At 44.0% G+C, this 17,201-nt stretch carries 15 protein-coding genes and 1 tRNA gene; 10 read left to right on the top strand and 6 right to left on the bottom strand.

The genetic code is table 11. The features are described 5' to 3' along the window. Positions 1–25: 25 nt before the first annotated feature. Genes nuoF through nuoB form a run of 5 tightly spaced genes read right to left on the bottom strand, consistent with a single transcriptional unit; the run spans position 26 to position 4,443 of the window. Positions 26–1,402 carry an NADH-quinone oxidoreductase subunit NuoF gene (nuoF, locus tag MINF_RS00955; RefSeq protein WP_012462555.1) on the bottom strand — a complete coding sequence of 459 codons (1,377 nt, stop codon included), beginning with the start codon at positions 1,400–1,402 and terminating at the stop codon, positions 26–28. A gap of 22 nt (positions 1,403–1,424) precedes the next feature. Next, positions 1,425–1,940 (bottom strand): NADH-quinone oxidoreductase subunit NuoE family protein, encoded by a 516-nt coding sequence (locus tag MINF_RS00950; protein WP_012462554.1) that lies wholly within the window; start codon positions 1,938–1,940, stop codon positions 1,425–1,427. 58 nt (positions 1,941–1,998) lie between these two features. Beyond that, positions 1,999–3,255 carry an NADH dehydrogenase (quinone) subunit D gene (gene nuoD, locus MINF_RS00945; protein ID WP_012462553.1) on the bottom strand — a complete coding sequence of 419 codons (1,257 nt, stop codon included), beginning with the start codon at positions 3,253–3,255 and terminating at the stop codon, positions 1,999–2,001. Positions 3,256–3,259: 4 nt separating this feature from the next. Next, entirely contained in the window at positions 3,260–3,901 is a 642-nt protein-coding gene (locus MINF_RS00940) for an NADH-quinone oxidoreductase subunit C (protein WP_012462552.1), read from the bottom strand. A gap of 29 nt (positions 3,902–3,930) precedes the next feature. Then, on the bottom strand, positions 3,931–4,443 hold the full coding sequence (nuoB, locus tag MINF_RS00935; RefSeq protein WP_012462551.1) for an NADH-quinone oxidoreductase subunit NuoB: 513 nt from the start codon (positions 4,441–4,443) through the stop codon (positions 3,931–3,933). Positions 4,444–4,547: 104 nt separating this feature from the next. Between nuoB and MINF_RS00930 the strand changes: the two genes are divergently transcribed. The 9 genes from MINF_RS00930 to rpiB all read left to right on the top strand — a co-directional run bounded on the left by MINF_RS00930 (position 4,548) and on the right by rpiB (position 13,782). Further along, the gene (locus MINF_RS00930) at positions 4,548–5,030 is read left to right on the top strand and encodes an arsenate-mycothiol transferase ArsC (RefSeq protein WP_012462550.1); all 483 of its coding nucleotides are present in this window, start codon (positions 4,548–4,550) and stop codon (positions 5,028–5,030) included. A gap of 1,069 nt (positions 5,031–6,099) precedes the next feature. Continuing rightward, the gene (hisC, locus tag MINF_RS00915) at positions 6,100–7,224 is read left to right on the top strand and encodes a histidinol-phosphate transaminase (protein ID WP_012462548.1); all 1,125 of its coding nucleotides are present in this window, start codon (positions 6,100–6,102) and stop codon (positions 7,222–7,224) included. Continuing rightward, positions 7,221–8,078: a prephenate dehydrogenase gene (locus MINF_RS00910; protein WP_012462547.1), complete on the top strand. Its 858-nt coding sequence runs from the start codon at positions 7,221–7,223 to the stop codon at positions 8,076–8,078. Before hisC ends, MINF_RS00910 begins: the two co-directional genes overlap by 4 nt. Positions 8,079–8,121: 43 nt before the next feature. Beyond that, positions 8,122–9,372: an ABC transporter permease gene (locus MINF_RS00905; protein ID WP_012462546.1), complete on the top strand. Its 1,251-nt coding sequence runs from the start codon at positions 8,122–8,124 to the stop codon at positions 9,370–9,372. Next, positions 9,365–10,054 (top strand): ABC transporter ATP-binding protein, encoded by a 690-nt coding sequence (locus MINF_RS00900; RefSeq protein ID WP_012462545.1) that lies wholly within the window; start codon positions 9,365–9,367, stop codon positions 10,052–10,054. Before MINF_RS00905 ends, MINF_RS00900 begins: the two co-directional genes overlap by 8 nt. A 67-nt stretch (positions 10,055–10,121) precedes the next feature. After that, a complete protein-coding gene (ilvE, locus tag MINF_RS00895; RefSeq protein WP_012462544.1) occupies positions 10,122–10,994 on the top strand; it encodes a branched-chain-amino-acid transaminase in 873 nt (290 codons plus the stop codon). Positions 10,995–11,121: 127 nt separating this feature from the next. Next, positions 11,122–11,607: a UvrB/UvrC motif-containing protein gene (locus MINF_RS00890; protein WP_012462543.1), complete on the top strand. Its 486-nt coding sequence runs from the start codon at positions 11,122–11,124 to the stop codon at positions 11,605–11,607. Positions 11,608–11,882: 275 nt separating this feature from the next. After that, on the top strand, positions 11,883–13,298 hold the full coding sequence (gene gndA, locus MINF_RS00885) for an NADP-dependent phosphogluconate dehydrogenase (RefSeq protein WP_012462540.1): 1,416 nt from the start codon (positions 11,883–11,885) through the stop codon (positions 13,296–13,298). 37 nt (positions 13,299–13,335) lie between these two features. Then, positions 13,336–13,782, top strand: coding sequence for a ribose 5-phosphate isomerase B (gene rpiB / locus MINF_RS00880; protein WP_012462539.1), 447 nt, complete (start codon positions 13,336–13,338; stop codon positions 13,780–13,782). A 285-nt stretch (positions 13,783–14,067) separates the two neighbouring features. Here rpiB and MINF_RS00875 read toward each other — a convergent pair. Next, positions 14,068–14,140 (bottom strand) — tRNA-Arg (locus MINF_RS00875). Between the two features lie 146 nt (positions 14,141–14,286). Between MINF_RS00875 and MINF_RS00870 the strand changes: the two genes are divergently transcribed. Continuing rightward, positions 14,287–17,094: a bifunctional YncE family protein/alkaline phosphatase family protein gene (locus MINF_RS00870; RefSeq protein ID WP_012462537.1), complete on the top strand. Its 2,808-nt coding sequence runs from the start codon at positions 14,287–14,289 to the stop codon at positions 17,092–17,094. Positions 17,095–17,201 lie beyond the last annotated feature (107 nt).

The raw sequence follows: 17,201 nt of genomic DNA, 5'->3' as shown, positions 1-17,201 counted from the left end.
CTTTTGTTTTCCCTTACGAGCTTCGTTAAGAAACTGTCCCTACCGCCGGTCCTAAAATTTCCATCGGCGGAGGTTCTTCTTTTACTTTAGCTGTAAATTCTTCTTCAAACATTTCCACAAAACTCTGCACAGGCCAGGAACAGGCTTCTCCAAAGGCACAGATAGTTCTGCCTGCAATATGGTTGGCCACATCGAGAAGAAGTTGGCTGTCTTCCTTTCTTCCCTTACCTCTGCATATCCTATCAAGTATTTTTTTCATCCATAGGGAGCCTTCCCTACAGGGGGTACACTGTCCACAAGATTCATGAGCATAAAACTCCGCTATATTCCTCAGGCATTCGACCATATCGCGGGTGTCATCCATGACGATGATTCCCCCTGAGCCGGACATGGAACCTGTAGCGGCCACGGTATCAAAATCCAAGGGAATATCTTCCAGTCCCACTTCAACCATTTCGGTCGTTCCATCGCTTTTTTTCTTCGGTATCTTGTATTTTTTATCCGCTCGCAACACCTTAGCCGATGACCCCCCGGGAATTACCGCCTTAAGCTTATTGCCGTTTCTAATCCCCCCGCATACCTCGTAAAGAAGCTCACCAAAAGTAATCGCCCCACAAGGATACTCATAATACCCTGGTTTATTGACATCTCCACTCACGCACCATATCCGGGTTCCCGTATTGTTGGGAGTCCCTATTTGGGCAAAGGCCTCTCCACCCATATCCACAATGTGCTTGACATGACAAAGAGTCTCCACGTTATTCACGATGGTAGGGCACATATACAATCCTAAGACAGCGGGAAAATAGGGGGGTTTTATCCTCGGGTAGGCCCTTTTCCCTTCCAAGGATTCAATAAGACCTGTTTCCTCGCCGCATATGTAAGCTCCTGCTCCACGAAAAACGTAAATCTCCAAATCGTAACCGCTACCGAGGATGTTTTTGCCTAAAAAATTTCTTTCCCTTGCTTCCGAGAGCGCTTTTTCTAAAATTTCAGCCCCCCTTGCAAACTCCCCTCTTATGTAGATATAACCCAGGTGTGCCCGATTAGCATAAGCACTAATGATCATACCCTCGATTAGCTGATGGGGATCTTTGTAAATAATCTGCCTATCCTTGAATGTACCCGGTTCGGATTCATCGGCATTGCAAAGCAGATACACGGGCTTTGTATTCTTTTCATGATTGATAAATCCCCATTTTACACCCGTAGGGAACCCGGCTCCTCCCCTCCCCCTTAAACCCGATTTCTTAACTTCTTGAACTATAAAGAAAGGATCCAAACTGAGGGCTTTTTTTAAGACTTGGTAGCCTCCGTGTTGCAAGTAGCAATCTATGTCTACGGTATAACCGGGACTATCGGCGTATTTTAGAATGAGTCGATATTCAGGCTTAAAGGACATGGATAAAAAACTCTCCTTAACTTTATTTTTTTCTTAACTGGGCCAGGATTCCTTGAATTTTTTCTTTGGTCACATCCATCCACTCCTCCTCGTTAATCATCATCACGGGAGCATTTCCACAAGCGGCAAGGCATTCAACAAACTCTACTGAAAATTGACCGTCCTCGCTGAGATAAACATGATGGCCCACTTCCTGAAGAGCATTACAGTTCTGCTTGATATAATCAAAAAGTTGGTAGCTGCCCGCTAACGCACAAGAAAGAGTCCTACAGACTTTAAATTGATATTTACCTAGGGGCCTATGACGAATCATGGGATAAAAGGTGGCAATCTCTTCAACAGCTATGGGCTCCAATTCCAATTTTTGCGCTATCCATTCCACTCCTTCTCTGGAAACATATCCAAAGTGTTTCTGCCATAAATGCAGCAAAGGCAGGGAAGCACTCCTTTTAGAGACCGGATATTGGCTGATGATCTTCTCCGCCTCATCGATAAATCCTTGATCCAAATGCGGTGGCACTGTTTCAACCGTATTCATTTTTAAGCTTTAAGTTTATATTGAAACTCCAACAACCTTTAAAAAACTCTCCTCCTTGTTATCTATCGCATTCTCCCATGACAAAGTCCAAACTGCCGAGAATAGCCACAACGTCGCTTAAGAGATGACCGGGAAGAATTTTGGGCAATATACTTAAATTGACAAATGAAGGAGAACGTATTTTCAAGCGGTAGGGGACCCCACCCCCTTTGCTTACAATATAAAACCCCAGTTCTCCTTTTGGATTTTCACCACCAAAATAGACTTCACCGGGAGGCACATCCACCCCTTGAGTAACAACAATAAAGTGCTGGATAAGCTCCTCCATTTTCGTTAAAACTGCAGACTTCTTGGGAAGATAACCCCTAGGTTCATCAACAGCGATGGGGCCGGGAGGAATATCCGCCAAGGCTTGATCGAGTATCCTACAACTCTGCCTCATTTCCTCGATCCTGACCATGTACCTATCGAAACAATCCCCAACACTCCCCAGGGGAACTTCGAAATCATATTTTTCATATCCAAGGTAAGGGTTTTTTTTCCTCAAGTCATGATCGACTCCGCTCCCCCTCAAGTTTGGTCCCGTCAGGCCATAATCGATCGCGTCTTCCTTGGAGATGATTCCAATATCCTGGGTACGATCGACAAAGATCTTGTTTTTCGTTAACAACCCTTCAATTTCATCAACCTTGGGTAAAAACTGCTTAATAAAATCTTTAAGCTTTTCTGTCCAACCCGGAGGAAGATCCCTAGTCAATCCTCCTATCCTCGTATAAGATGTTGTAAAACGGGCACCGGTAAGCTCCTCAATGAGCAAATAGATCTTTTCTCTTTCCGTAAAAGTGTACAAGAACACGGAGACAGCTCCACAATCCATCGCATAAGCCCCCAATCCCATCAAATGAGAAGAAATTCTTGCCATTTCCGAACAAATGACCCGGATTACTTGAGCACGGGCAGGAATTTCCCACCCCAACAGTTTTTCTACAGCACAGGCATACACCACGTTATTGGCAAGAGGGGCAAGGTAGTCTAGTCGATCCGTATACGGAACGAATTGATTATACTGCATATTTTCAGCTATTTTCTCATCTCCCCGATGCAGGTATCCGACCTCGGGAATAGCCTTCGTGATCACCTCGCCATCCAGTTCAAGCAAAAGTTGAAATACACCATGGGTACTCGGATGCGAAGGTCCCATGTTGAGGATAAGTCTTTCTCCTTCAGGTGCACCCGAAATATCTTCTGATCTTCTTAGAAGTTCAGCTGTATCTGGAACTTCCATTCGAACTTCTCTCGTTAAACCCTCAGCCATATTATTATTCTTTTTTGGATAAAGTGGTGTTCTCTTGTTGCTCTTTCAATTCTTCAAGTTCTTCTAAAAGCTCTTCATCTTCCCTGGCTCTTGGCTCCCTCTCCACGCTGAGCTTTGCCGGACGACTGACAAAAGGCCCTCCATCAAGGGGTGCTGGCTTGGCAAAGGCTACCGGGCTTTGATCGGTTTCCTTTCCTTCCACGGGAAAATCCTTTCTTAAAGGATAATAAGGATAACCTTCCCACATTAAAATACGGCGCAAATCGGGATGGCCTTCAAAAATAATCCCAAACATATCGTAGGCTTCCCTTTCATGCCAATTGGCCGTAGGATAAATAAAAGAAAGAGTCGGAACGATAGGATTGGCCTCGCTTACTCTACCCTTGACCCTCAAAAGGGTAGCCTTTTGCAGGTTATAAAAATGATATACAACCTCAAATCGAGGTTCTTCTCCCCAATGATCTACCCCGGAAATATCGAGAAGAAGGCCAAAACCCTTTTCTTCTTTTAAATATCGAGCAACCTGTTGGATTATGGACAGATCCATGACAAGGGTCCACTCCCCTCGAAACTCTTTTACTTCCAAGAGCTTAATACTAAAAACTTTTTGGATTTCTTCAGCTAAAGGTAAAGATAAAACAGGCATAATCTTAAAAATAATCCCTTCTCAGATCCTTATGCCGCCGATTGTTTCAAACGACGCAAAGAAGCTTCCTTATCTATTTTTTCCTGAAGCTTTATCAAAGCATCAAGCAGGGCCTCTGGCCTTGGTGGACAGCCAGACACATAGACGTCAACAGGGATAAGCTGGTCGATGCCTTGAAGAACAGAATAACTCCTATACATCCCCCCACTGGAGGCACACGCTCCCATGGATATAACCCACTTGGGATCGGGCATCTGCTCGTATATTCTTTTTACCGAATAAGCCATTTTGTAAGTCACCGTTCCAGCAACTATCATGACATCGCATTGTCGAGGCGAAAAACGCATGACCTCCGCTCCAAAACGAGAAATGTCAAAGCGGGCGCATGCCGAAGCCATTAACTCTATTGCACAGCAAGCAAGTCCCATAGGCATCGGCCATAACGAATTTTTTCTCATCCAGTTAATTGCTGCATCGAGTCGAGTAACGACAACATCGCCTTCGATCGGGGAGTTGTAAGTAAGGGTTTTTGTCTGCACCATACTAATGAAACTAAATTAAAAAAAATTATTCAATCAAGGAAAAAAGAAGGAATACTTGTAATGAATTATAATCCTTTTTTCAACTTTTTTAAAAAAGAAAGGCGATGCAAAAAAAATTAATTTTATTTATATGCACAGGAAATATTTATAGGAGTCGGTACGCACAAGCTCTTTTCAATTTCTATGCACCCAATTATGCTTTGCCGTGGGAAGCGTTTTCCCGGGGCACAGCCGCCTCCAATGCCGCTGGCCTGCTTTCTCCCTATGTTAAAGAAGCATTAATCCAAAAAAATATCCCTTTATTTCATGCCGGGAAAGATCCCACCCAGCTTACCCTTAACGATCTCCAAAAGGCCACCCTCAGAATCGCTCTTAGAGAAGAGGAGCACAAGGAAGCCTTAAGAAAGCTTTTCCCGGGATGGGAAAATAAATGCTTTTACTGGCAAATTGCCGATGTCGATCTTTTGCCCCCCAACCAGGCTTTGAACAGGATTGAAAAGTCAATCTTAGAACTCCTAGAAACACTTCTCAAAGCAGAAATATCCCCGCTTTCAACAGCCAAGCCCCTGTTTAACCACCAAGCCTGAATAGTTCTAAAGACAATACCCCAAGCAAGCTAAAGCAAATAGCCTTTTGCCTACATCGGCTAGAGCAGGATTCGACTCCGATCCCAGCCGAGATGAAAAACGACTGAACTTATCCTTCCTCACAGTCTAAGCATCCGCTAGAACTTACTCCCCCCGGAAGAACCGCAAGGGGGGTGCTGCTTCTGCGAGAGAGAGCTAACAGCCGCTTCCGAAAGTACCCCTCACAAGCCCCCTCTCCACAGGCGTAAGCTGGGCTCACTCAGGCCCTGCCCCAGCCAAGATGGATTACCCTCCCTGTATAGACGGAATGCCAGCCTTTGTCTAGCTGATATTCCATGACGATAATCCAAGGCAGAACCGACTCTCTGCCTACCGCCCTTGTGGGTATGTCTCTTAATTTCCACCCTTACGGAAGGGGTCCTGGAGCGTAAATTCAGTTAAAAAGGACAAAACCCACTTCAACCGTTCTACCTTGAAAGGCAAACGGTTAAAAGACCGGCAGAAAAATTTCCTAGAAAAAGCGGTGATAATCCTGCCCCGACTCAGAACAGCTCCGAAAAGCTCCCATCCGGGTTTCCTCTCTATATCGGGAATCGACAGAGTCTTGATTGTGCGGACAAGAAATAAAGCACCAAAGCTTTTAGCCACCGACTTAGGGCTGTTCGATAAAAAAGAGATGGGCTCATATTCAATAAAAGAAGGCAGGCCTTAACGAGGGGCATAGGGATAAAGGAGCCTGGAAGCACCGGCTGGAAAGATTGGCGAGCGGACCTGTAGTCCTCTGCAAGAGGATAATAGATCATGAGGACTTGACTCAAGATTGATTCTGCCAGTAAAACCATGGCAATGATGCTTGGGAAAGAGGCGATGATCTCCTTTGTAAGCCGCAGAAGTTTCCCTATACAGACCATCATCCATTTGCTATAATGGAGCTATTCCCGTTTCTTATCTTTAAATAGAGCGAGCAGACGGGTATATAAATATTACCAAAGATAGCAATTAGGGAAAGGAGAGGCGGGAACGGTGCTATCCCCCCCGACCTAGGGTTTGGGGCTTCCCGCGCAATATCATGACAAATAAAATTCTGTCGCAGGTCAAACCTTCTCTTCAAAGACTCATCCCCTATGAGCCGGGGAAACCCATCGAAGATTTAGCAAGAGAGTATGGATTTAGCCCTTCTCAAATCATCAAGCTGGCATCCAATGAAAATCCTCTCGGTCCATCCCCAAGAGCTTTAGACGCCCTTGGAAGAAACCTTCACAAGATCCATCTTTATCCCGACGGCTATGGATATTATCTCAAAGAAGCTCTCTCTCATCACTTGGACATCGATGCGGAGAACATCGTCTTAGGCAACGGGTCCAATGAAATCATCGAGCTTCTCTTCCATGTCTTCGCCACGAACGAAGAAGATGAAGTCCTTTTTTCCAAGTATGCCTTTGCCGTTTACAAATTGATGGCAGAGCTTTTTGGGGTTCCTTTTAAAGAAATTGCCGACGTCTCTTTCAACCATGATCTTAAAGCCATGCTGGAGGCAATCGGGCCCAAGACTAAATTGATTTTTATTGCTAATCCCAACAATCCAACGGGAACAAGAGTATCCAATGAAGATCTTTATTTATTTTTAGAACGGGTTCCCGATGAAGTCATTGTCGCTATTGACGAGGCTTATATCGATTTCGTTCCAGATCCTCCTCAAACCCTTTCCTTTGTGAAGAAAAGGGACAACATTGTCATCCTACGGACTTTTTCCAAGATGTACGGGTTAGCCGGCTTGAGGATAGGCTATGGGGTGGCTTCAAAATATGTCGCCCGCTATTTGGAAAGGGCTAGACAGCCTTTTAATACGAATTCCCTAGCCCAAATTGCGGCAACGGCCAGTCTTGAGGACACCCAGCATAGGCTGTTGACTTTAAAAATTACCGAAGAAGGGAAAAAGAGACTCGAAGAAAACTTTGATCGGTTAGGCTTACCATTTATTCCTTCGAGTGCCAACTTTATTCTTGTTCATGTAGGAGACGGAGATTTTATTTTTCGTGCGCTTTTAAAGAAAGGAATCATTGTTAGGTCCATGAAAAGTTACGGATTAGCCGAATGGGTAAGGATTACTATCGGAACAGAGGATCAACTTTCACGGCTATTGGAAGAGCTGCCTTTAGCTCTACTCTCTTTTAAAAACAATCGACCCCAGTGAAAGATAAGCCTTGGCTTGTAAATCAAATTACCGTTATTGGACCGGGGCTTATGGGAGGTTCGATAGCCAAAGCCTGCATGGAAAGAGCGCTATCTAAAAGGCTTGTGATCGGCGCCCGGGAAGATGAACTTGATCTTTTAAAAAAATCGGGATTAAATGCCGCTTTTTATAACGATTTCGGCCTTTCCGTCAAAGGATCCGATTTGGTCGTGCTCTGTGTTCCCTTGGAAGCCTTAAAACCCATTTTGCTTGAAATAAAAGATTTTATAGGACCTGAAACCATAGTCACAGATGTCACGAGTGTAAAAAGGGAAGTTATAAGCTTGTTTTCCGAAATATTAACTGAAAAAGTACAGTGGATCGGCGGCCATCCCATGGCCGGCAGCGAAAAATCGGGTTTTGAATCTTCTACAAGCCGGTTATTCGAAGGGTCAATTACCATCCTTACTCCCGGGTTGCATGTTGGTTCTCAGGCTCTGGACATTGTCATAACTTTTTGGGAAAAACTCGGCTCAAAAACGATAACCCTTTCTGCAGAAGAACATGACGCCCTGGTTTCGGAAATAAGCCACTTGCCGCATCTTTTATCTGCAGTACTCATGACGGCCGTCAGCCTGCGCAGTTTAACTCTTGCCGGACCGGGTTTTAGAGATATTACCCGGGTTGCCTCAGGCTGTCCTCATTTATGGAAATCGATCCTCCTGGCGAATCGACATTCGGTATGCGAAGCGGGAAAAAAATTTATCTTGGAGCTGGAAGAAGCCTTAAAAATTTTACAAATCGGAGACGAAAAAGCTCTCCTGGAATTGCTCAATAAAGCCCATATCCGTAGAAAAGGATTAGAGAAAAAATAAATTGATTTTATATTTTTCTTTTGCACGACAAAAAAACTAAGCTATGCAGTTGCCCTTTAGTCTTTTTTTAGCCCTTCGCTACCTTCGCCCAAGAAGAAGTTTTGTTTCGGTCATTACTTTCTTGTCTATTTTGGGCGTCAGCCTTGGAGTAGCGGTGCTGGTTATCGTTCTTTCCGTCATGGCCGGCTTCAGCCACGAGCTTGAAAAAAAGATTATCGGATTTAACGCTCACCTCGTTATCTCCAATGGTGAAATTCTCCATCGTCCCCAAAATTTTATAGCCCTAGCAGAAAAAGACCCTTTTGTTGTAGGGGCTGCTCCCTTTGTCAGCGGACCGGTAATGGTGGAATACGCCAGCCGGATTACAACACCCATTTTACGGGGGATAAACCTCGACATGGAAGAAAAAGTTATCCCGATAAAAAAGTTTCTCATAGCTGGAAGTTATGATTTGGAAGGAGAATCGGTCATCGTTGGAGAAGAATGGGCAAAACACACCGATGCCTACCTGGGAGATAAAGTCCTTATTTATGCTCCTAGGCATTTTCAAGCTTTCCGAGACAATTTTCAAAAAGGCAAGCAAACGACCATTTTACCCTCGGAATTTACCATTACCGGGATTTTTCGAACCGGACTTTATGAGTATGACTCCAGCTATTTTATTACTTCCTTGGCCAATGCCCAGTATCTGTATAGCCTAGGCAACGGGGTTCATGGCATTTCCATTCGAATAAAAGATCCATTGGCGGCGAGCAAAGTCAAAGAACGACTCAATCTTCAACTTCAGCCACCCGTAGAAGCCTTGACCTGGATAGATCAAAATAGGCCTCTTTTTTCAGCCATAGCCATTGAACGTATAGCCATGACTTTTATCTTATTTTTTATCATCATCGTTGCCGCTTTCGGCCTATGCAGCACGCTGATTACCATCACCGTGCAGAAAAGCAAAGAGATTGGACTGCTCAAAGCCCTTGGAGCCAGGGATGACCAGGTCCTTGCCATTTTTATTCTTCACGGGCTTGTCGTTGGTATCTGCGGAACTTTGATAGGGCTTTTGATCGCCAGCTTAGCCCTTTATTACCGGAATAGTTTCCGAGATTTTATCGGAAGACATTTAGGCATAGACCTTTTCTCTGCCGATGTGTATCATTTCGCTAAAATACCCATGGAAATAGATCCCCTGCTTGTAGCCGGCATTAGTCTAGGTGCAATGACTATTTGTGTATTGGCTGCATGGATACCGGCCATGAATGCAGCCAAGTTGACTCCAGCAAAAGCCCTCCGCTATGAATGATTATGTCCTTGAAGCCCGCTCCATCAACAAGTCTTATGTTCTTGGTCCAACACGCATTGAAGTGTTTTCTAAACTGCATGTTCGATTCGAAGAGGGGCTTTTTATTACTATTCAAGGAGCTTCCGGATCGGGGAAAACGACACTTCTGCAACTTCTCGGCGGATTAGAAAAACCGGACAAGGGAATGATCCTCTTTCGCGGTCAAAATATATCCCAGTTTTCTCCCAAGGTATTGTCAAGATGGAGAGCTGAAACGATCGGATTTGTTTTCCAATCTTATTACCTGCTCCCGGAACTGTCTGCTCTAGAAAACGTGGAACTCCCCGCCTTAATTTTAGGAAAAGGAAACAGGAAAAAAGCCGTGGAACTTTTGGAAGCTGTCGGCCTTGATAAAAGAGTTCATCATAGGCCCAATGAGCTTTCCGGTGGGGAACAACAGAGGGTGGCTATAGCCCGGGCATTGAGAAACGATCCTTCCATCATCCTTGCTGATGAACCTACGGGAAATCTTGATGAAGAAACGGGCAAGCAGATTATTCATTTACTGTTGTCTATTCAAAGAGAAAAAAACAAAACCCTTATCCTTGTCACCCACGAAAAAGAAATCGCCTCTTTAGGAGATAAACAACTTCTCCTCTGCAACGGGAAATTAACTGAAATTGAGAGTAAAATTTCGAGCTAAGCTACAAGCTGCAAGGGTTTTTGCTCTAGAAAAAAACATTAAAAGGAGAACATGAGGTAGAATCAAGATGAAAATTTATATCAACGGCCTTTTTTACTCAAAGGAAGACGCTAAAATTTCCGTATTCGACCATGGATTACTTTACGGTGATGGAGTATTCGAAGGAATAAGGGCCTATAACAAAAGAGTATTTCTATTGGATCGACACATTGAAAGGCTATTTTATTCTGCAAAAGCCATAAACCTATCCATCCCTCTTTCCCCGCAAGAATTTTCCGAAGCTATCCTTGAAACATGCAGGCAAAACGCCATAGACAATGGTTATATACGGGCTGTAGTAACCCGTGGAGTAGGAGATCTAGGGCTCAATCCCTTACACTGCCACAAGCCCACGGTCTTTATTATTGCCGATAAAATTTCACTCTATAATCCTAAAACATATCAGGAAGGATTGAAAATTAGGACCGTATCTACACGCATCCCCTCTCATTCTTCGGTCAGTCCAGCGATAAAATCTCTCAACTATTTAAACAAGATCCTTGCAAAAATCGAAGCCAACCTTTCCGGGGCGGATGAAGGCCTGATGCTTAATCAATTTGATCAAATCACTGAATGTACCTCTGAAAACATTTTCATATTCAAAAACGGCACTCTCATGACTCCTCCCCTTTCAGCCGGATTGTTACCCGGAATTACTAGAGAAACCGTCCTGGGGCTCTCCAAGGAGTTGGGACTCAAAACTGAAGAAAAAGATCTGATTCTTTATGATGTATGGACTTCAGAAGAAGTTTTTATTACCGGAACAGGAGCTGAAATCGCTCCTGTAGTCGAAGTCGATGGAAGACCAATCGGCAAAAGGATACCCGGAAAGACGACTCTTTTGCTCATGGAAAAATTCAGGGAACTGACCCAAAGCTGTGGAGTTGAGATCTATGCATGAGTGGGAAAGAAGAGCTTTCGATATAGCTTATCCCGGTTTTAATAGTACCGATCGGACAATGGTTTGATTTTTTGTCGATTTCATATAAGCCGTTTACGGATTATTATAATATTGTAATAATACTACTATGAAATGCGCTTTTTGTAACGAAGAGGCTACTGTTCATCTGACCCAAATTGTGGGCGAAAAAATGCAAAAAATCGATCTTTGCGAAAAATGTGCCAAAGAAAAAGGGATATCCGACTCGATGGCTTTTTCCCTTACCGATATGCTCTTGGGAGAGGATACGTCCAAACATATCGCTCATGAAGGAGAACTGAGTTGCCCCCAGTGTGGTTTTACTCAAACAGATTTTAAGAAGACAGGTAGACTGGGTTGCCCTGCCTGCTATCAAACCTTTGCGGAGATCATAGAGACTATACTCAAGGATATGCACAAGGGAGTAGTTCATAGGGGAAAAACTCCGAAAAAGTTTGCCAAGGTCCAGTTTTACCAGTCAAAAATCAAGCGGCTTCAAGAAGACTTAAAAAAAGCTGTTGCCCAGGAAAAATACGAAGAAGCAGCAACAATTAGGGATGAAATTGCCCAGTTAGAAAACCTCATCAAATCTTGATGCTGTTTGTTGGGGCTTGAACCCTTAAAGTACAAGTTGGCTGTTTTTGTGCATTCATCCATAGAATGCCAGGACCACCGCATCAAAATAAAGGGTTATCTTTTTGCTTTTCATTGAAATCGCTTGTCCAAAAAAAGGGAGGGCTTAAGCCTAAAGAGGTGGATAGCTCAGGAGATTTCGAGGAAGTAAACCGGTTGACTTAAAGCGCAACTTCATCCTCAAGAATCTTTTTATTAACACAAAGAAAAATTTTAGCAAAGGATGCGAGGCAGGCCATGGGAAAAAGCGATCTAGGAATCATCGGTTTGGGAGTCATGGGAAGAAATCTAGGATTAAATTTTCTTGATCACGGCTACAAGATTTCTGGGTATGACAAGGACAGCTCAAAAGTCCAGGCTCTTAAGGAAGAGTCCCATGGGTTATCCCCTTCTTTTGATAGGCTTGAAGAATTTGTAAACTCCCTCCAAAGCCCGAGAAAAATTTTACTTTTTGTTCCGGCCGGAAAAGTTGTTGATCTAGTAATTGACGAACTTCTCCCTTTCCTTGAGGAAGGAGATATCCTTATCGATGGAGGTAATTCTTTTTTTCAAGATACAGAAAGGCGACAAAAACAACTTGAAGAAAAAAAGATCTTCTTTATCGGTATGGGGACATCGGGAGGAGAAAGTGGGGCAAGACATGGCCCAAGCCTCATGGTAGGAGGTCCTATTGAAGCCTACGAGCTCTTAAAACCGATGCTTGAAGCCATTTCTGCAAAAGCCGATGGAGAGGCTTGCGTGGATTACATGGGGAAAGGTTCTGCAGGCCATTATGTAAAAATGGTGCATAACGGCATAGAATATGGGATAATGGAATTGATAGGAGAATGTTTTGATTTTGCCCACAGAGTCCTAAAATGGGATGAAAAAAAGATTGCAGATTTATTTGAACAATGGTCCAAGGAAGAATTAAGCGGATACCTAGTCGAAATTACCGTTTCTATTCTAAGGAAAAGGGACGATAGAAGTGAGGATCTTTTATTAAATAGAGTTCTGGATGTGGCCAAACAGCTCGGAACAGGAGCTTGGACTTCAGAAGAAGCCCTTCGGCTTCAAGTTCCCACTCCAACTATTGATGCAGCGGTCCTGATGAGAAACCTCTCTGCCCGTATCGAGGAACGAAAGGCCTTTAATGCTCTATTTAACGGCATCGAGCCTATCCCCGTTCTTGACGAACCGCGGTTGGATTCAATTGCCGATGAACTGAAAAAAGCCCTTTTTCTGGGCATGATAGCCACTTATGCTCAAGGTTTTTCCTTGCTTAGGGAAGCTTCCAAGCACTACGAATATGGAATAGCCTTGGAAAAAGTGGCAAAAGTTTGGAGAGGAGGTTGCATCATCCGCTCCGTGTTTTTGGAAAAGATACGTAGGGCTTTCAGCCAAAATCCCCAACTTCTCAACCTTTTCCTTGATCCGGATATCTCCCAAGAAATCAAGGCAAGAAATCTTGTTTTTTCTCTTAGAAAACTCTGCGGACTAGCTATCAACTCCGGTCTTCCTTTTTATGCTTTTCTTTCTTCGCTCAGCTACTTTGACAGTTTCCGCTGTGGAAAGTTACCCGCAAATTTAATCCAACTGCAAAGAGATTATTTCGGTTCTCATACTTATGAAAGAATCGATGTAGAAGGGATATTCCATACCCTTTGGGAATAACTTGACTTCATGACAACATTTTTTCCAAGATAGAATCATGAAAATTGCGCTCGGATCGGACCATGCCGGTTTTAATTACAAGGAAAAGGTTAAAAATTTTTTAAAAGAATCCTGCCTGGAAGTTATTGACTGTGGAACTTTTGCCCCGGATCCTCCTGTAGATTACCCCGATTACGTAAGACCCGCTGCCTTACTCGTTGCTCAAGGTCAAGCTGACCGAGCCATAGTTTTCGGCGGTTCCGGTAACGGGGAAGCGATGGTGGCGAACAAAGTCAAAGGGATCCGCTGTGCTTATTGCTTTAACGAAGAATCCGCAAGGCTGGGCAGGCTGCATAACGATGCTAACGCTATTTCTATTGGACAAAGGCTGATTCCAGAAGAAATGGCTTTAAAAATCGTGAAAATTTTCCTAGAAACTCCTTTTGAAGGAGGTCGCCATATTCCCAGGATTAAAAAAATGATGGAATATGAAAATGCTCCATGAGATCTTTAATTGCAGGGATACTCCTCGGGCTAAGTAAAAGGGAACAAAAAAAAAATCACAAGCCTGCGTTCATTTTCAAGCCCCTTTGCTGTTAGTAAAATACAAGTTCTTTGTGCCTCGACAAGCTCAATGCTGTTTACTTAGCCCCTTCAAGCCCGCCTTTAAAAGACTATTTCAATGCTTGGGGAACTGCTAATCCCGACCTTGGATTGAACAGATAACAGGGATAGAGAAGGGAATGTACATTGGTAAAAGGGGTGCTTGAAAAACGGCTAGATAAGAATGCGCACTCAGAGGGATTCGAACCCCCAACCCTCGGTTCCGAAGACCGATGCTCTAGCCGTTGAGCTATGAGTGCTTCATTTCTTTAAATAAATTAGCGAGCCATAAAAGAAAGAAAAAACAAAATTGAATCGAAAAAGAATTTGCTTGCTCCAATCGTCCTTTAAAAGGGATAATGGTTTCAAAATATCTTCTTTACATAATAGCTAATGTAATCCTGGAATGTCTAATCCGAACATCATTTTGATTTTTTGTCTTTCTCTTTATTTATCTTCTTTTCATCTTTTTGGCCAACAAGCAAAAAAGGCCTCTACCCCCAGTCCTATCCCTACGGGAGTGCGGATCAACTTTTCGGAAATCCCCGACTTTAAGGTAGAGGATCTCCATATCGATTCAGATAAAGGGGAAATACCCATCTCCGGGGCGATATCCTTGGCCATCAGCCCCAGCGAAGATACCCTCCTTCTGCTTACGAGCGGATATAACAAGTATTTTGATCCAGGGGGCAAACCTAACCCCGATCTTTCTAAGCAGAGGGTGTTTATTTACGACATTTCTTATGGATATCCCCGGAAACTGGCCGTAGTGGGTCTCTCCAATTCTTTCATGGGCATTGATTGGAATCCGGATGGGAGAGAGTTTTACGTATCTGGTGGAATGGACGATGCAATATATGCTTTTAGGGGTTTTGAACAAAACTGGTCCCCTTCTCGCCCTCCTCTTTACCTTAATCATTCAAAGGGCAACGGCATAGACGTAAAGCCTGTAGTTGCCGGCATAAGGGTGAGCCCGGACGGAAAATTCCTGGTTGCGGCGAACTTCACGAATGATTCCATCAGTTTAATCGACTTGGAAAAATGGACGAAAATCGGGGAACTGGATCTACGCCCCGGCAAAATTGATCCCCGTTACTCGGGATCGGCCGGGGGAGAGTACCCCCTAGACGTTGCTTGGGCGGGCTATAATAAAATATATGTAAGCAGCCTAAGAGATAGAGAAATAGACGTTGTCAGTTGGGACAACCAGACTTTAAAACTTACCCGGCGGTTATACCTCCAAGGACAACCCAACCGCCTCGTGGTCAACCCTGCCTTGAACCGAGCTTACGTTACCGAAGATAACTCGGATCGACTGACAATCATAGACACCACATCCGATAAAATTATCGACTCGATCTTTACCGTAAGCCCTATCGGTATTTCTTCTGCTAAGCTTCTTAAAGGGGCATCTCCCAACAACCTTGCCCTGGATCCTTCAGGCAAATTCATCTACGTAACCAACGGGGGAATGAATTGTCTTTCCGTAATCAAGCTTAGTCCTTATGATCAAGGGACATCTAAAGTTAAAAGCCCCCAAACCAAGACCGAGCTTTTATGCCTGGTCCCCACAGGATGGTATCCCTCTGCGGTGGCTATCCGTTCAGATGGCAAATGGATTTATGTCAGCAATGCCAAAAGCCAATACGGTCCGAACAACGAACAATGGGAAAAACCAGCGATTTTAAATAGCGATTTTTTTAAAAAATGGCTTTCCAAAAATCAATATATCCTTCAAAAGTCGAGTTCGACCCTTTTAAGCTTTCCCCGACCCAAGCCTCTCTCTTACAGCATGTTGACAAAGACGGTATTCGAAAACAACAACCTTTTTTCCCTCTCCAAGGAAACGCAGATGTTCTTCAACAAGCTTCATGGCCTGGTGCATCATGTCATCTATGTCATTAAAGAAAACAGGGGGTATGACCAGCTTTTTGGAGATTTAAAATCCGGCAACGGCGATCCTAGCCTTGCAATTTTAGCCCCCTATGCGCCGAACCATAGGAAATTGGCTACCCAATTTGTTCTTTTGGATAACTTTTTCGATAGCGGGGAGGTCAGTGGTAATGGTTGGTTATGGAGTACGGCGGCTAGAGACTTGGACATAACGGAAAAAACCGTTCCTCTGCATTACAGCGGCCGCGGTCTTACCTATGACTGGGAGGGAATGAACAGAAACATCAATGTTGGAGAAGAGAATATGGAAGCCCGGAGAAAATCCGATCCTTTTCTTCCCAACGATCCCGACATCCTGCCGGGTAAAAGCGATATTTCAGCTCCGGATAGTCCAGAAGGAGAAACAGGTCTTGGCTATCTTTGGGATGAAGCTTTAAGAAAAGGGATTACCGTGCGGAACTACGGTTTTTTTGGGGATGTCACCAGGTACCACCTCCCCAAAGATCACCCCGCATTTATTCCTCCTGCTAGGCTTCCTTACAAAGAAAGCATCGTTCAATTTTTCCCTACCAAGCCTTCATTGGCCAAGGTAAGTGATCTTTACTATCGGGGATTTGATATGAAATATCCCGATTTTTGGAGATTCAAGGAATGGGAAAGAGAGTTTGATGAGTTTGTAAAAAATAAAAACCTTCCTGCCTTGGAACTCGTCAGGCTTCCCCACGATCATTTCGGGATGTTCGGCCAGAGCATAGACAAAGTCGACACCGTAGAAACACAGATGGCCGATAACGACTACGCACTAGGATTGCTCGTCGAAAAAGTCGCCAATAGTCCTTACAAAGAGGATACCTTGATTTTTGTCGTCGAAGATGATGCCCAAAACAGCGTGGATCACGTTGATGCCCATAGAAGCATAGCCCTTGTGATTGGACCTTTTGTCAAACAGGGGATCACTCTTTCTACAAGATACACCACGGTTAACCTCGTCAAAACGATTGAGAAAATCCTCGGGCTCGATTCATTATCCGTCTTTGACCAATTTTCCCTACCCATGACCAACATCTTTGATCTTAAACAAAAAACCTGGTCTTATACGGCGGTCGTTCCCGAAGTGTTGCATCAAACCGATCTGCCCATTCCCCGTAAAACAACTACGAAAAGTTTGCAACATAATGCATCCTTCTGGGAAACCTTGTTTTCGGATGAAGATTTCAGTCGGGAAGACCGTCTCCATCCCGAGCGGTTTAATAGAGCCCTCTGGCTGGGATTGACAGGCAAGGATCTTCCCCCGGCCTACCGGGATAAAAAACAACCCTAGCTTGACCAAAACCCTTCTTCGATCTTCTCCCTTATTTTTTAGCTCGCTCTTCAAAATCATTGGCAGTGAGCTTTTTAGTTTTAAAGGTTCCAAATTGAATATAAGTT

Origin of the sequence: Methylacidiphilum infernorum V4 (assembly GCF_000019665.1) — a bacterium.
GTDB classification, from domain to species: Bacteria; Verrucomicrobiota; Verrucomicrobiia; order Methylacidiphilales; family Methylacidiphilaceae; genus Methylacidiphilum; species Methylacidiphilum infernorum.
The sequence above is the reverse complement of the archived record's forward strand: the minus strand, read 5'-3'. Positions and strand labels throughout refer to the sequence as shown.

Coding starts and splice junctions, on each gene's coding strand:
- nuoF (WP_012462555.1), bottom strand. CDS start 1,402: ATGTCCTTTAAGCCTGAATATCGACTCATTCTAAAATACGCCGATAGT.
- MINF_RS00950 (WP_012462554.1), bottom strand. CDS start 1,940: ATGAATACGGTTGAAACAGTGCCACCGCATTTGGATCAAGGATTTATC.
- nuoD (WP_012462553.1), bottom strand. CDS start 3,255: ATGGCTGAGGGTTTAACGAGAGAAGTTCGAATGGAAGTTCCAGATACA.
- MINF_RS00940 (WP_012462552.1), bottom strand. CDS start 3,901: ATGCCTGTTTTATCTTTACCTTTAGCTGAAGAAATCCAAAAAGTTTTT.
- nuoB (WP_012462551.1), bottom strand. CDS start 4,443: ATGGTGCAGACAAAAACCCTTACTTACAACTCCCCGATCGAAGGCGAT.
- MINF_RS00930 (WP_012462550.1), top strand. CDS start 4,548: ATGCAAAAAAAATTAATTTTATTTATATGCACAGGAAATATTTATAGG.
- hisC (WP_012462548.1), top strand. CDS start 6,100: ATGACAAATAAAATTCTGTCGCAGGTCAAACCTTCTCTTCAAAGACTC.
- MINF_RS00905 (WP_012462546.1), top strand. CDS start 8,122: ATGCAGTTGCCCTTTAGTCTTTTTTTAGCCCTTCGCTACCTTCGCCCA.
- MINF_RS00900 (WP_012462545.1), top strand. CDS start 9,365: ATGAATGATTATGTCCTTGAAGCCCGCTCCATCAACAAGTCTTATGTT.
- ilvE (WP_012462544.1), top strand. CDS start 10,122: ATGAAAATTTATATCAACGGCCTTTTTTACTCAAAGGAAGACGCTAAA.
- MINF_RS00890 (WP_012462543.1), top strand. CDS start 11,122: ATGAAATGCGCTTTTTGTAACGAAGAGGCTACTGTTCATCTGACCCAA.
- gndA (WP_012462540.1), top strand. CDS start 11,883: ATGGGAAAAAGCGATCTAGGAATCATCGGTTTGGGAGTCATGGGAAGA.
- rpiB (WP_012462539.1), top strand. CDS start 13,336: ATGAAAATTGCGCTCGGATCGGACCATGCCGGTTTTAATTACAAGGAA.
- MINF_RS00870 (WP_012462537.1), top strand. CDS start 14,287: ATGTCTAATCCGAACATCATTTTGATTTTTTGTCTTTCTCTTTATTTA.